Origin of the sequence: Parabacteroides goldsteinii DSM 19448 = WAL 12034 (genome assembly GCF_000969835.1) — a bacterium.
Classification (GTDB): Bacteria; Bacteroidota; Bacteroidia; order Bacteroidales; family Tannerellaceae; genus Parabacteroides; species Parabacteroides goldsteinii.
Genome location: NZ_KQ033912.1, coordinates 949396 through 966503 on the forward strand (window position 1 = coordinate 949396; position 17108 = coordinate 966503).

At 45.4% G+C, this 17108-nt stretch carries 7 protein-coding genes; 2 read left to right on the forward strand and 5 right to left on the reverse strand.

All coding sequences use genetic code 11. The features are described from left to right. Positions 1 to 7: 7 nt before the first annotated feature. Positions 8 to 1225: an S-adenosylmethionine:tRNA ribosyltransferase-isomerase gene (locus HMPREF1535_RS03755; RefSeq protein WP_046145344.1), complete on the forward strand. Its 1218-nt coding sequence runs from the start codon at positions 8 to 10 to the stop codon at positions 1223 to 1225. 70 nt (positions 1226 to 1295) lie between these two features. Beyond that, positions 1296 to 3287 carry a PorE family type IX secretion system protein gene (porE, locus tag HMPREF1535_RS03760; protein ID WP_046145345.1) on the forward strand — a complete coding sequence of 664 codons (1992 nt, stop codon included), beginning with the start codon at positions 1296 to 1298 and terminating at the stop codon, positions 3285 to 3287. Positions 3288 to 3293: 6 nt separating this feature from the next. Here porE and HMPREF1535_RS03765 read toward each other — a convergent pair whose 3' ends face one another. The 5 genes from HMPREF1535_RS03765 to HMPREF1535_RS03785 form a co-directional block, all read right to left on the reverse strand. Continuing rightward, the gene (locus tag HMPREF1535_RS03765) at positions 3294 to 3653 is read right to left on the reverse strand and encodes a hypothetical protein (RefSeq protein WP_007654854.1); all 360 of its coding nucleotides are present in this window, start codon (positions 3651 to 3653) and stop codon (positions 3294 to 3296) included. A 508-nt stretch (positions 3654 to 4161) separates the two neighbouring features. Continuing rightward, positions 4162 to 5286: an aldose epimerase family protein gene (locus HMPREF1535_RS03770; protein WP_046145346.1), complete on the reverse strand. Its 1125-nt coding sequence runs from the start codon at positions 5284 to 5286 to the stop codon at positions 4162 to 4164. A 93-nt stretch (positions 5287 to 5379) separates the two neighbouring features. After that, complete coding sequence (locus HMPREF1535_RS03775; RefSeq protein WP_046145347.1) at positions 5380 to 6351, reverse strand: T9SS type A sorting domain-containing protein; 972 nt, start codon at positions 6349 to 6351, stop codon at positions 5380 to 5382. 109 nt (positions 6352 to 6460) lie between these two features. Continuing rightward, positions 6461 to 10171, reverse strand: a complete 3711-nt coding sequence (locus HMPREF1535_RS03780; protein WP_046145348.1) for an MBG domain-containing protein — start codon at positions 10169 to 10171, stop codon at positions 6461 to 6463. Between the two features lie 19 nt (positions 10172 to 10190). Then, a complete protein-coding gene (locus HMPREF1535_RS03785; protein ID WP_046145349.1) occupies positions 10191 to 16877 on the reverse strand; it encodes an MBG domain-containing protein in 6687 nt (2228 codons plus the stop codon). Between the last annotated feature and the right edge of the window lie 231 nt (positions 16878 to 17108).

Below are 17108 nucleotides of genomic sequence, written 5' to 3' on the forward strand. Positions count from 1 at the left end.
GATAGCAATGGTTACAAAAACTCAACAGATAAGTATTGAAGATTATAATTATTCGTTGCCTGATGAACGAATCGCCAAGTTTCCCCTACCCAAGCGGGACGAGTCCAAATTGTTACTTTACCGTGACGGAAAGGTCAGCGAAAGCGTCTTCAAGCATATTACGGATTATCTGCCGGAAGGCTCACTGATGGTATTCAACAATACCCGCGTAATCCAGGCACGGTTGTTATTCCAACGTGCAACAGGGGCACAAATCGAAGTGTTCTGCCTCGACCCAGCCGCCCCGCACGATTATGAACTTATCTTTCAGCAGACAGAAGCATGTAACTGGATTTGCCTGATAGGGAATGCGAAAAAATGGAAAGAGCCGGTTCTTTCCCGGGAAATTACCGTCGCTGGCCAGACGGTCAGACTATCTGCCGAAAAAGTACAGAGTTACGGAGAGACGCACCAGGTACGTTTCAGTTGGGATGGCGGTTTCAGCTTTGCCGAAGTACTGGATGCTGCGGGAGAACTTCCAATACCTCCGTATCTTCACCGGAAAACGGAAGAAAGTGATCTAAAGACTTATCAGACTGTTTACTCCAAAATAAAAGGTTCGGTTGCCGCACCAACAGCCGGACTTCATTTCACACCGGAAGTACTGGCCGACCTGGATGCCAAAGGTTTCGGCCGTGAAGAGCTGACGTTGCATGTCGGGGCCGGGACATTCAAACCGGTCAAGAGCGAAACGATAGAAGGGCACGAGATGCATACCGAATATATCTCCGTACGCCGCAGCACCATCGAACGGGTGATGCAGAATTTCGGCAAGATCATTGCAGTCGGCACAACTTCCGTCCGCACGCTCGAAAGCCTGTATTATATCGGCGTCACGCTTGCCACCCATCCGGATGCGACTTCCGAAGAGCTGGTTGTCAGACAATGGATGCCGTATGAAGACGCCAATAACCGCCTGACACCGACCGAGGCTTTGCAAAACATACTCGATTATCTGGACAAACACCAGCTGAATACGCTGATTACAGCCACGCAGATTATCATTGCCCCGGGATATGAATTCAAGATTGTAAAGGGAATCGTCACCAACTTCCACCAGCCGAAAAGCACTTTGCTGCTGTTAATCTCAGCATTCGTAAAAGGCGATTGGAAGAACATCTATGATTATGCCCTGGGACATGATTTCCGCTTTTTGAGTTATGGGGATAGTTCGTTGCTATTATAATAATGAATCCCGGTCCGGGCAATATCCTATCAATCCGTTCGTTATTACATAATATAAAGATTATCCGGTGATGAATAAGAAGATTACTCCCTATATACTACTGTTTTTAACCGCATTACTGCTGTTTTCCTGCAAATCGGCGAAGCTGAGCGATGCAGAAGAGAAGCAGCGGATTGGTGAATACTTTGAGGCGGCGGCTATTTATCGGAAAGTGTATACGAAAACGTCTCCGCAGAAACGGGATCTACGCGGGTATATCGCCTACCGGATGGCTGAATGTAACCGACTTATCAATAACACTCCGAGGGCGACCAGTGCCTATATGAATGCGCTGCGCTATGATTATCCCGACAGTATCGTGAGCCTGCGCCTGGGACAGATGTACCAGAAAAGCGGGAAATATATGGACGCCATACGCCATTACAACGACTTCCTGTTATTAAACCCGGAAAGCCAACTGGCCCTCAACGGTATCAAAGGAAGCGAACTGGCCCCGCAATGGAAACAAAACCCGAGCCGTTATATCGTTAAGCGGATGGAGAAATTCAACTCCCGCCGAGGCGAATTCAGCCCGATGCTTTACGGCGACAAATACGACCAGCTCTACTTCACCTCTTCCCGTACACCGAAAGGTGCCAACAAGGACAAAGACGAAACGATCAGTGCCATCACCGGCCAGCGAAACAACGATTTCTTCCTGGTCAAACAGGATGAACAGGGCAACTGGCTCGCCCCCGTCGAACTGGAAGATGAAGTAAATACCGAATTTGATGAAGGAACCCCTTCTTTCTCGAAAGACGGCAACACCATGTATTACACCTATTGCGCACAGGACCCGGAAGGACCGCGGACGTCAGAAATATATGTATCCACCCGCAGCAGCGCCAAATGGGGAAAAGGGACACGTGCCAGCATCGTGAAAGACTCGGTTACCGCCCTGGGACACCCGGCAGTCTCGCCCGACGGAAAATACCTGTATTATGTATCGGACGCTGTCGGCGGTTTCGGAGGAAAAGATATTTTCCGCTCCCGGCTCGTAGGTAATGATTTCGGCCCCATGGAAAACCTAGGGCCGGACATCAATACACCCGGCGACGAAATGTTTCCGTACGTACGCGACTCCGTCACACTCTATTTCGCCTCCAACGGCCATCCGGGCATGGGCGGACTGGACCTGTTCAAAGCAACCCAGGACAGCACCGGCAAATGGCATGTCGAGAATCTGAAAGCACCCATCAACTCGATGGGTGACGATTTCGGCATCACCTTCGAAGGAGATAAGGAGAAAGGCTTTTTCAGCTCCAACCGCAATGACGCCCGCGGCTACGACCACCTGTACTCATTCGAGCTTCCTGTCATAACCATCTTTATCGAAGGTATCGTGTCTGATGTGGACGAGAATCCGATTGAAGACGCAACAGTCCGCATCGTCGGAAAAGACGGGCTGAACGAAAAAGTACTGGCAAAAAAAGACGGTACCTACCGCGTAGAACTGGAACGTGATATCCGTTACGTAATGATGGCAAGCGCCCGCGGTTACCTCAACCAGAATTTCGAACTGAAAACCGGACCGGAAGAAAAGAACGAGACGTATATCGTAGACTTCTACCTCTCCCCGATAAGCAAACCGGTAGTTATCGAAAACATCTTCTATGACTTCGACAAAGCAACCCTGCGCCCCGAATCACAGAAGGCACTGGATGAAATGATTAAGATGCTGAACGACAACCCGAACGTAACAATCGAATTGGGAGCGCATACCGACCGTAAAGGAAGCGACCAGTATAACGAACGCCTGGCACAACGTCGTGCCCAATCAGTAGTGGATTACCTGATAGCAGGAGGTATCGAAAAAGAACGCCTGGAGGCCAAAGGCTATGGCGAAAGCGTACCGAAAGTTATCAATAAGAAGATGGCAAAGAACTACGATTTCCTGAATGAAGGAGATGTATTGACGGAAGAGTTTATCCTGACGCTGACTCCCGAACAACAGGAAATAGCAGACCAGATAAACCGCCGCACAGAATTTAAAGTACTAAGAACAAACTATAACCTGTTCTAAAAGTCGTTATTCCGTTTTACTCTTCGCCAGCACTTCGGAAAAAGAGATGGGCCAGTCAATCGCGCTCATCAATGTTTCGAAAACCAGGCGGTAATTAAGCGGAATAACCATATACTCTGAATACAGGTCACATACGGTCAGTGCCAGCATCATCTTGATGTTGTAATGCGCCCCTTTCAGGACTACCAGGCTTTCCAGGACCGAAGTATCCCGTGCCTTCTCAAAATCCTGCTCCGTCAAAAGGATTTTATTCTGCAACTGTTGATAATGGGGACAATCAGATACGGAGGCATAGCCATCCGTTCCTTCGGCGATATCCAGTAAAACACGGCAAACAGCAATCCGTTCTCTTTCTTTTGGGTTCATACGTCAATCAAGCCGCCCCGTTTCCCTCGTTTGGCATTTTTATATCATAAAGAAGCGTGGAAACTGTTAATCCATTATTCGGAACTGAGGTATCGCCAAACACCCATCGAACAAATAATAAGACAACAGCCCACGCTCTATTCTACATACAGGAGTATATATAACAAGCGTGAGCGTTCAGTTGTCTATCATCTTTGTCCGACTAGAAACTTGGCGATTTTCAGTTCCAAAGATAATATCTTAAACGCTTACATATCGTTCCCAAGGAGAACAACCGAAACTCAAAGGACGGCTTCCCCATTGAACGAAGCAAAGATAGCTAAAAGCAAGAATATATATTCTTTGCAAAGAATTATTAACAAGAAAAAAAGATATACCAAAAGGATATTACCGGACGCAGACAACGCAAAAAGCGCAGAATAACGCAGACTTATTAATTAAAATATTATCTGCGTTATTCTGCGCTCCGTCTGCGTCGTCCGCATTCCTTACTACAAACTGGAACGACTTACTCCACCGTAAACTTATAGATACATTCACTGAGGTACTTTTCTCCCGGATTAAGCACTACACTCGGGAAATCCGGATGGTTGGGTGAATCCGGATAATGCTGTGTTTCAAGACACAAAGCACCACGATGCGGATATAAGACACCATGTTTTCCGGTATCTTTTCCATCCATGAAGTTTCCGGTATAGAACTGGATACCCGGTTCATTGGTATATACTTCCAGAGCGATACCGCTGGTCGGAGAATACGCCTTGGCTGCCAAAACATTCTTATCGCCGTTTGTATTCAGCACCCAGTTCAGGTCATATCCACGCCCGAACTGCAATTGCTGGAACGGGTCGTTAATCTGTTTGCCGATAGCTACCGGAGTACGCAAATCCAACGGAGTACCATCAACAGGACTTATGCCTACGGGAATCAGGGTGCTGTCTACCGGAGTATAGTTGTCCGCATTAATCATAACCAACTGGTCCAACACATCGGAACCGGGAACACCGGAGAGATTGAAGTAACTATGGTTTGTCAGGTTCACAACCGTCTTCTTGTCGGTTGTTGCTTCATATTTGATACCGACAGCATTGTCATCCGTCAGCGTATAAGTAACCTTGATATCCAGATTTCCGGGGAAACCGGCTTCACCGTCTTTTGAAAGATAAGTCAACTCCAGCGCCTGGTCGTTCAGCTGCTTAGCATCCCACATGCGGGCATGATACCCCTGCGGACCACCATGCAGGCAATGCGCACCGTTATTTTGAGGAAGCGTATATTCAACATCATCCAAAGTAAACTTACCCTGATTGATACGGTTTCCGTAACGTCCGATCAAAGCACCGTAGTTTCCGTCCGACTGCACATACTGCCCGATATTGTCATAACCCAGCACGACATCGGTCATTTTGCCATTCTTATCCGGAACCATTACAGAAACCAGGCGTCCACCATAGTTTGTAATACAAGCCTCTGCCCCATTTTTATTCTTCAACACATACAAGGCGGTCGGCTTACCTTCCACTTCCGATACAAAATCAGACTTCATTAATCCGGAGAGTGTAGCCTCTTCTCTTTTTTCGCCGCATGACAGCAATAAACACATTGCCATAACAGCCATACATAGTCTTTTCATTTCAAATTGATAAATTAAAGTGTTTGTTGGATATAGGGCAAATATACGCCATTCTAGTCAGAATCTCCTTCATCCTCCGAATAATAATATCTTTTAACGAACCCGGAACTTCATCGTCTGTACGCCTTGTTCTCCTTCGACTCTCAAGGAATAAATTCCAGCAGGAAGGGAGGACAGGGAAACGGTTTCTCCCGGACGGGCAGAATAGTAGACCTGTTTTCCACTCATTGCATAGACTGTCAGGTTTTTGTAATTACCATTCAGATACAGGATATTGTCAACGACGGAAATCAAATCGGATGGCAATTGTACTTTTTCTGTTGAAACCGGGTCTTTATAGATCAGTTCCACACTTTGCACCGATAAGGTATTATTCTCCTTTATCAGGCTGCGATTACGGTAATCGGCACTGGATATGGTTATATTCATCTTCTCCGGGGCTTCTTCCGACAGGTAGTCGACAGGTACCGAGATACGCGTCCAGTCGGATAACTCGCCTTTTATTTCAAATTCAGCTTTACCGATCAGGGTAACAGAACCATTCTCCGCCAGCACGTCTTTCTCATTATCTATCAATTCTTTGTCATCCGGACTTTGGGAAACGACTGTTCCTTTCCAGAGATAAAGGACCATCCAGGCTGTTTCTTCCGCAACGACTTTACGTTTGAATACGCCGACAATAGAATCCGGACGATGGGTAAATTCTATTCCTCCGGTTGTTCCTCCGTCACTCTTGGATATATCCGAAATATTGGCATATACCCAGGGAGTTCCCAAAGAGATATAAGCCGGAGCATTCGACCCGATTCCAAACAAACCGACAAACTGGTTGGTCAACTGCACGGAGCCATCCGAATTGCGGGTTACCAACTCTTTCTTCACACCCATCTGACTGACATTCGATGCCTTCCAGAAAGCCGGTTGCTTGCCGACTCCATTATAGCCGGTCTCCCATTCAGCAGAGAAATCGCCATTGGGAACAGACTGGGCACTCACATAACTAAAAAAAGCCGTTCCGTTAATAATCAGGACACAGCACAAAATCCTTAGTAGAAATTTACTCATAATACATTACTTTATAGTGGTTTACATGACAAATATACAAAAGCCCCCCGGAATAATATCCGAGGGGCTCCGATTTTTTATCCACTTCCCGAAAGGGAAACAGGAAATATTACTTCTTAACAATCTTCACAGTCTTCGCTTCACCATTCGTCAGGACGATCCGTACCAGATAGTAACCGCTACGCAACTGGCTCAGGTCGATAACCTGCTCAGGTTTCCTGAACAATTTCTGAAGTTTACCGGATGCATCAATCACGTAGATTGCTTCTACCGGCATTTCGGAAACTACTGTCGCATTGTATTCTACGATTGTAGGATACAAACCGACACCTTGTAAAGTGATCGACTCATTGCCTACTGCGCCCATCTTCACATTGAAAGTCACAGAATCACGATGTGACAAGTGGTTTGTAGATTCCGGTATAGTGATATATACCTTGGTTACACCTTCGGATTTACCGATAACGTGTACGCCTTCTACATGGTTACGCAGGCCGGCAACATCAATATGCTCAGCAGCGAAAGATATCTTCGCCGGAGATTCGCAGTTCGCATATAGCAGAACGGAATCACCAACTGTAATCGTTGTCGATTCGACTGAATACTGTAATCCGGCTGCTGCTTTCGCTATATTCAACTTGCCAGGAACCAGTGTCACGGCATAGTTATCTTCATCCGAACTCAGACAGTCGATAACCAGATCGTAAGTGCCGGCATTGACCGGTTTCACATTCGTCTTCACCGTGTAAAGGAAATTCAGGGCATCCGGATTATCGTTACCGACGAAGCCTTCATATACGGGTTTAAATTCCGGTATTTCATCACCGTAAACGATGTTGACGGTTCCGGCACTGATCTTCAATAAAGCCTTCGATACAGAAAGTGTTCCCGTACCTCCTACGATTGTATAGTTCGCACCCGGATCGCCACCTTCTACATACAATGTATAACTACCGGCACCGGTTATGTCGCCGGAAACTTTTACAGAAGGAGCAGAAGCCGCCTTGAAGTCATCGCTACCGATAAAGCCGGAATAAGTATATTCGAATGTAGACGGCAAAGCCTCGCCATAAGCAATCAGTGCATCCTTCGGTTTCACATATACTTCACGCGGATTGATCTGCATCTTTTCCTTGCGGACAAGCAGTTCGGAACCGTTATGTTTCACAAAAATGGAGATGTTATAGGTTCCCGCATCGACCGGCAGATCGTAATCACCGTTATAAGTGACAATCGGAGTGTATTCGGTAATACCCTTCAGATCGGTCAGTTTTACATCGGCAGCTTTACCTTTACCATCGTAATCAAAGACCATATTACCCAATACAACATTGTAATCTGCTTCGTTTTTCAGGCGTACTACTTTAAATACTTCCGACTTCAACGCTTCTTCCTGTCCGGATTCTGCATTGTAACGGGCGGTAATGGTAACACCGTCGTTTTCTGTCAGCGCTTTTGCACGCAGATACCAGATGCTTTCCACCTTCTCTACCTGGATCAAAGCCGGATCGGATGATTCGTAAATAATCTGTGAACCTTCGGCAATCACGGTCGATCCTTGTTTTACAACTGCATTCAGACGAACCAGGTCACCCACGATCAGTTCATTCTGTATCGGAGTCCAAACCATGACATAACTGTTATCCGGATACACCTGATAGCGCGCCTTTCCTACAATTGTAATTTCGTAGTTCGGATTTTCCTTGTTGATATCAGTGATACCGGTCAGTTCATAGGTGCCTACCGGTAAGATACCCGCCGGACGGTTATTTAGAACCAGATTCTTGATACGGTTTCCGACAGCTACGGTAGCAGTCGAATCCAGGCTGTTAGCCGATTCGTCGAGCTTGAAGCCTTCGTAAGAGATAAACTCTTTCTGAACTTCCGCCTTATTAAATTCAGGATCGGCTGAACCGTATGCTCTCTTGATTGTATCCAGACGGATGATCAACGGAGCTTTCATCACTTCCAGGCGGACACTGTCGTTGGTCATTGTTCCGGGAACCAGAGTGTTCATAATCAACTTATAGTTACGGTCCTTTGCCTGGAACGGAGGCTGGATGGACTTATCTTCAGTAACCACCTTGATATGCAGTGTGTCGTTGTAAGAACCTGCATGCAACGTATTATCGGCAGCAACTGGCTTAACGACAACTTTCGGCATGAAGTCGATGATATCGTCAGGAGTTGTTGTTGTCTGATATTTCGCATCGAAGATGGCTAAGCCACGCTTTTTGTCAGCGTCATTCGGTTCGAACGTCCAGGTCGTATCCTTATCGGCTTCACCATATACACGGTCAACAATTACTTTCCATATAGCCAGCGGACGCTGGTTGATAAGGAACGAACCGTCAACGGTTTTGAATGCGTAGTTCAATGAAGATACTTTGTCGATGTTATCCACTTTGGCAGCATACAGGCTGTCTTCTTTCTGATTCGGTTTCTCACGCTTCAGGTTTACTTCAGTCTTTTCAGTTGCTTTCTTGCCTTCATAATCGAAGTATCCGGCAAGCGGAGCGACTTTGAAGCCTTTGTCGCCTTCAGCTGTCGCAGAAATATAATTTACAGCCTCAGCTGTTTTCGAGAATGCATAAGAAGGAGCACTACCAGTTTCCAGACGTTTAGCCAGATAGAAATAACCGTCAGGATTAGGTTCACCGTAAATCTTTTGCATTACCTTGACCGGTTTATCATTGATAATAACTTCAGCATCAGCCGGGAATACGGTGATTGTAATGGTATCCTGCTTAACTTCGTACTTTCCTGCAGCGATTGCCTGGATATCGTAGTTAGAAAGAGTAGTCGACACTGTAGTTGTTGCTGCAGCATTTAACTCATAACTATATGTTCCAACATCACTTTTTGATTGACCTAATGCAGCCGAAGTAGCCGTATGAACTACCTGCAGTTTGGTTGTACCGAATAATGCCTCCAGCGTCTGGTCGTTCTTCAAAGTACCTTCTGTGATTAGGAGTTCTTTTCCGAAGATGTTCTTCACATTCGCATCGTCATACAAACGTGCGCTGTCGGGAACAGCCAGTGTCAGCGGAGATTGTTTTATCGTCAGAACACCTCCGAGAGAAGCTCCACCGGTAGATATCTGTAGATTCAACTCATAATTCTGAGCTTGTCCACCTTCCAACTGAATGACATGCAAGGTATTTGCTGCTGCCGTTTTAGTTGCAGTCGGGAAAGATACATTCGGCAATACATTCACTTGTGAATTAGTAAAAATAGCCTCCGTTTCATCATTTACGAACCCGCTGAACACAAAGTCTTTGGCAGACCAGGGAGTCGCCGGGTTTTCGTCTCCGTAGAAACGGCTGGTGTCTTTGGCTGCAATGCTCAATGTAGCCTTATTCACTGTCAATGTTCGAGTTATAGTAGCATCATTCCGATTACTGGTAAAGAAAACTACATTCTCACCATTTGCCGTATAGCTAAAATAATCCGAAAGATTATCGGCTACAAACCCAAGAGCCTGTCCGCCCCCGACTGTCGGCGTCGCAGAAAATTTCAATACACTGGCTACGGTAGCACCGTCCTTGAAAGATACGGTTCCATTCAAACCGCTGGCCGTACCGTCCTCTGCTTTCACATACAGATAACTAAAACTACTACCTGTCAAGCCGGCATCGGAAACAACCGTATTCATGTCCTGTCCATAAGTCATCGTTACAGGATCTGCGGAACTGAAACTTACATATATGGTATCGGGAACAGCCGTTTGCGCCTGCATGATACCGCCTGAAACAAGCATCAGGGGAAGCAGCATAAGCTGCTTCCTCGATGTTAATATTGATTTAATATATTTCTTCATACTAAATTAGTTTTACAGGTTACTTCTTAATGATCTTCACTGATTTGAAGGTTCCGTCTTCCAATGTTACATTGAGCAGATAGATACCTGATCCAAACGATGACAGATCAATAACAGATCCCGGTTTGCGAATTACTTTCTGTAACGTACCGTTCATCAACAGCAATTCAACTTGCTTGATTTCAGAAGGAGCGGCCACTGTTACAGAATGGGTAAACAGTCTCGGATATACTTCGATGTAGTCTGTTACTGTGATCTTTTCGTTATCGACAGACAGATATTCGTCGTCTACAAGGAATGTTACCACTACAGGTTCAGCTGCGTTATAGTTCTTGTTACCATGCTGCATAGCTGTAACCGTTACGGTTCCGGAAGTAACCGGAGTCAGAATCCATGCATCTCCAATCTGGTTCACATAGGCTACTGCATCGTTAGACGAATTGAATGTTACAGGAAGTTTACTTGAAGCAGAAGCGGTCAGAATAACATCTCCACCTTCTACGTCGATCACGCTTTCCGGATTCCATGTAATCTTCTGCGAAGCGGCGATAACAGAATATTTACCGTCCACGTAAGAAACTTCGTAGTTGTCTGAAGTATAGTTATCAGAGAATGTGATCGGATAAACTCCTGCATCTGATGTTCTTGTAACAGTCGAGCTGATACGCGGAGCGAAACCAAGATCTTTCAACGTCTCACTTTTCACGAAACCTGTAGCTGTATAAGTCAGTTCTTCCAGCTCCTTGCCGTAAACCGATTCCTTATTATCTGCCAGGATCGTCAAAGCAGCTTTGCTGACTTTCAGGAATCCGGAAACATAAGTAACCACATAATTGTGACCGAAGTCCTGTGCCGAATACGGAGTCAGTTTATAAGAACCGGCCTTGCCGTTGTATGCTTCAATACGTACAACCGGAGCCTGTCCCACCTTGAAGTCTTCGCCATTCAGGAAGTCATTCTTATTGTAATCGTAAGCATTCGCATAAGAAGGCAATTCATTGCCGTACTTGATGTCGAAGCTACGGGCTGTTACCACCACGGCTTTCGGAGCAATCACCATTTTATTCTTAGCGGTGTAAGCATAAGTGACAGAACCGAGTGTAGCCTTCACCGTTACAGTATATACACCGGCATCTGTCGGAGCATCCTGTGATGACGGATAAGTTGTCGGTACTGAACCCAGCTGGTCGCCTTCATAATAGATACTGAAGTCTTTCACTTCTTCACCTGTTTCTACGTCGGTCACCTTCACGCTGACAGTTCTAGGATTGCCGTCATAAATACTTGTTACGTTAGAAACGATCACGTTTACTTTAGCTGCGTCACCTTCCGGAGCGATCACTTTGATCGTACCTGTTACAGGAGTTGCATCTTCGTATGTATCGTCACCGTCGGCATATACCGTGATGGTTACATAATCGTCGCCTTCCGTACGTACATGACCTGTTACAGCATACTTGCCTCTGGCAACTTCAGACAGGATAACACGTTCGCGGTCGTTGCCCGACAGTTCGTAACGGATATCATTGATAGACGGCTTGCCGTCGGCTTCCGATTTCAGGTAAGCAGACAATTCTACCGTTTCGCCAACCGGGATTACCAGATTACGCTGATCGTACGGCCAGATGATCGTACGGCGGATCTTGTCGATAGACAATGTTCCGTTTTCGTGCGTTACCGTATAGTTGCGTGCAACACCTTCTGTCGTGAAGTAGATGTCGTAAGAACCACGTGAATCGGATTTAGCATCCGTAGCGATCTTCGGCATTACCGAGAATACGTCTGCCAGATTTTCATATTCATTATTCTTCAAACCGATATATTCGATTTCAAGATCCGGGTTACCACCGCCATACGGACGGCTATAACTCTTCGCACGTACTGTCAGCGGAGCCTTCGTAACCGTCAGACCAGCATTAACAATAGTAGCACCTGTAATATCGAAGTTCGGAAGCAATGCTGCAATCTGTGCGGCAGCCGAAGAAGTCAGACGTAATTCATACGTACCAACGTCTGTTTTCTTATTAACACCCGACAAATCCAACCAACTTGTACGGTTCACATTTTCTGCATTCAGCAATTTGCTGATCTCTGCCTGGAATGCGTCAGATAATTCACCTGTCACAGCGGCATAAACGTCGGCATCTGTTGCATCTTCCCCATATTCACGGGTTACAGAAAGAGTGATAGTCAAATCTGCTGCTGTCAACGGAGCCGGAGTCACAGTTACTTTTGCCTGCGTTTCGCTGGCGGTGAACTTAACACCGATAACCGGAGTAAGCATCTCTTTCACCATTGCATCGACTGCACGGATCTGATAGTCTCCTACCGGAGCATCAGCTGCGTAGACACTAACCTCACTCGGCAGAAGCGTTTCGAACAAGTCAATTACATTCTTGTCTGCCAGCAATTTTGCAGCAGTCAGCTTCGGTTCTGTTGCAAATACAAGTTTTGCATTCAGGTCGGAGTCTTTTGTTACCTCTGTACCATATACTTTTGTATACGTATCCTTTGCAGCTTTCACTTCTACGGTTGCCGGAGTCACTTTGAGGTTAGCCAGATCGGTATCCAGCTGGATTTCAAAGTTACCGATAGCAGCCTTCAAAGTAGAAGCGTCTATGATACGGAGTTTGAATGTTCCCTGAGTTACATTATTTTTGATTGAGTCAACCAATACACTGTTCAACGTATTGCCGTGGAACTGAAGTTTATCGTTGCGGTACAATGCCCAGTGCAGTTTATTCGTACTGAACAGCTTATCCCAACGGGCTTTCGTCATTGCAGCGGTCGGGATTTCCGGATCTTCCACCAGGGAAACCAGGCTAAAACCGTAATCATCAGCCGCCAGCGTCAGGTTAGTCAGATCGTAAACAGGAGCACCGCTCATAATCGTCCAGATACCCTTAAGCTCTTTCTCGTTGAATGTCACCACAACACCCGGAGCAACGACTTTCACAGCCTTAACGGCAGTAATAACCTCGGTATCAGGTTCTGTTGTAACTTCCACACCTTCAATTGCATAAACGAAGGTATAGTCGGCAGATGTCAGATCTACCGTATAGTCATATTCGCCGATTACCGGATTCTGTTTATCCAGTTGAGCTTTGGCTGTCACCAGGTCGACAACCAATGTATAGTCACTCTTGATCTTACTTCCGTTCAGAGCAACGATATCATCATAGATCTGCTGAACGATCTGGGCTTTTGTCGCCTTACCGAAGGTGAACACAGCTTTCGCTGCAGTTTCTTCTTCAGCTGTTGCAGCCAGATAAGTAGGCAAAGTAATAGTCAGTTTACGTTGACCGATCTGCACAGAATTCTGTACGTTATGGAAGTTGCTTCCGAATTGATTATCAAGCTGGAAGTTTGACAACAATGCCGGGTCGAGCACATCCACTCTGTAACCGTAATCACCGTTCTTCGGCATCGTTTCCGTTGCTTCAGCCTGACAATCAGCTGTTGTCAGCATTACCTTGAAAAGGTCGGCCGGATTTTCAAAACAAGCATAACTACTCAACAAACCTTCGTTGGCAGCCAGGAACTGACTGAGGATGTCTGCTTCGATAGCAACCTTGCGTTTTCCGTAACGATAAGAGATATCCGTCGGGAAAGTGAATACAACCGGAGCTGCATTTACGACCAATGTCTTCGCACCGGTTTCTCTTATTTCGATATTATCAGTTACCTTCTGAACGAATGCAACCGAATAAGTATATGTCTTAACAGCGGTTGTTCCTTCTTCTTCTATATTATTAATAGTAACGGTGAAACTCTTCAGAGGCTTAACACCCGTCTTTGTTACCAGTTCAAAAAACTCTTCGTTTGCCGGGTCTTCCAATACAGCCTTCTTTACAGAGTCAAGTAAAGCTACTTTTGTATTGATATCCCTATAAGTCACATTTACTTCCGGCAAAGTGAGCGTACGTTTCGCTTTCACGATGCGGAGAGCCAGTTTCGCAATTACATCATTACCGTCTTTAGTCAGATGGATACTGCTTGGTGCTGTATAATTTAATGTATAGTATTCCGAGAACTGAGTATTTGAACTTGTCACCACTTCGTAACCATACAAGTCGGAAACCTGCGGATAGCTTTCGCCGGCAATACGCACCGGAACATCGCCTGTAGAAGTTTCGTTGTTGATCAGATAGGTCTTCACGCCCCAGTTATTCAGGTCGGGAACCGTTACACGGTCAGCACCCGGAGTCAGTCTGAAGTCACTCAGCAGAGCCAGTGCATACTCATCGGCCGTCTGTCCGAACGGACGTTCCCACAATGGCAGTTGCACATTGATCGGAAGCGGATATTCAGCCAGCGACTGGCCGTTATCGGTCAACCGTACGGAACGGAGATAAGTAGCTGTTGTATAACCGAACAATTCTATCGGGATGATAAGACCTCCATCTTCATTCGTTACTTCAATCTTCTGAATATTATCATTCGGATTGAATACTACCGTATAAGAGTAAAGATCTCTACCGATTGCCGGCACCAATGTTACGCTGGAAATATAAGCCCCCTTCATATCCGGGTTCTTCAAAAGCAGGTCAGCCATGATCGCTTTTTCGATCATTTCATTGGAAGCGCCTTCTTTCTTGAACTCATATTTGTAAAGTTTCACTTTTGCGATCGGACGCGGCGTGATATTTACTGTACCTTCAAACGTTGTCGGGCTATGCGGCTGTCCGTTCACTGTTACTTCAGAGAACAGGGCATCCAGGTCTCCACTTAACGTTACCCGGTAAGTAGCCGTACCCATATTTTCCCTGATACGGGAGTTCGTGATCTGTACATTTTCTATGTACTCAATATTGTACGGATTTGCCATATAGATATATTCGCGAACCTTATCCGCAACCTGTTCCCGGGTCATATCCTTCACATACTGAACGGTATATTCACCGAATGTAAAATTGATCGCCGGACGGGGAACGATAGCAATGCTTTTAGAATAAGTGATCTCGATTGTCGTACCTTTATCAACGATATTGATCCGCTGATTAGTCGGAATTTCTATTTCCTGCAAGGTTGCGCTCTTCGTGATGATGATCTTATAACCGAACGAATCGTCTGTTTCCGCTATCGCATTTTTATTGCTCAGGTCATTATTGATCAAACGAACAACGAACGTTTCATTTCCTAAAACGCCGGCATTACGAACCAACAGATCGCTCTTGATACGGCGGATGACCGCATTCGGCAGCATATCTTTTTCGTAGTCGATCTGATAGTTACCCGGATAAATCAAAGAATGGGTGGTTGGCAATGTTGTTACGAATAACAGAGAGTTACTAAACGTACAAACATTTCCATTTACAACCAGATTAGCAGATGAGACATTCCCATTTGTTACAAAATTCAAATTTGTCTGAGCCAGATCACCCTGAACTGTCACTTTATAACCCAGATAGGTGTTATCTGCCATACCGGAAGATACCGTACCACCAGTTACCTCAACCTGAGGAACCAGGTTTTGGTCCACCATCTCCGGATTTATATCCTGAATCAGACGTTTCAGCATCGTAGCCGTAGCAGTGTTATCAGCATAGTCGCCAATACGGATCGGGCTTGAAACAAAATCGGGTAGCTTCACCTGTAACGTGTTTTTCCCAATCGCAATCGCGCTTACAATATCATAGCTCCATTCAGTAGTATTTAAAGAAACGCTTGCTCCACCTACGCCGGCAGAGACATTGCTGCCTGCACCATAATTCGGTAGAAGCACCACGCGATAACTATATACATTACCCGGAACTAACCGCCCCGTAGTTATTTCACTGGTGAAACCATTACCTGAATATATTTTTATCTCGGAAATAAAATCATCGGATGAAGTTATATTATTCCTGATCAGATTCTTTATCCGGTTCAAATTAAGATTGGATGCCGGATCCAGTTCGCCTAAGCCTCCAACCTTTTCCGCAAACACAGGGAATACCGTATTATCGATCGGCTTTTCTTTTACAATCAGTTGCTTGGTTGAAATATAAGAACCTGTCGCCTGCTTGGTGCAATTGGTCAAACCGGGTTCATAAGCAAACTGATCTGTCGGAGGAAATGTAATAACCACATCATACTTTCCGGCTTCCAACATATTATTTCCGGTATATTGAACGGAAACACCGTCTTTAACCAGAAAAACCGAAGCATCATTAAATGAAACTCCGGGCATATCGAGCACCTGTATTTTAGAATGCAAATCACTAACAGATGTTCCATACACATAATTACCCCAGTTAGCCGGGAATTTCAAATCACCGACTGCCTGGCGGGCTTTGATCTCGATAGCATTTGATACAACTACCTGATCATGATCCAGTTCGCCGAACAGAGTTGCAGGATTTATATTCCCTGTACCGATCGTCCGTTCAAAATTTAACGTAATGGAACTGGTGGAAGTCACTTTAAAAGTGTAGTTATAACTTCCTGCCACCAAATCACCGGTCTGATCCCCACCGTTACCTCTGATAGTAACATCGGATATAATCGCTGCCTGATCACTCTGATCGACAACTCCCTGCAATAAACTTTGGATATGGGATTTTAACTGCTCCGCATTAGCGTCACTGGTTCCTTCATAATATGACAGGACATCTTTTACGGGGACATAAATGTCTGCTGCAGCCGCTTGTGTAATATACCCTCCCAATAGTAGCACGAATATAAGTAGTCGCCTACTCACATCGATCAAGTATACTTTTTTCATACGCTATTATTTTTATTAGTTTATACTTCAATCAATAGATAGTAAGTGCTTATAATCAAGTTATATAACATAATATAAACCCTGACAAAAGAAACTCCGCCAGGGTTTATATCCGCTTTCATTCTTCACAGAGCTAGGGCGGAAGAATTTATATTTCATTACTTTAGTATTAATACCCGCTTTTTCGTCCTCACGGATTAGTTGGTGCCAGATAGAGGCATTGCAAGCAAC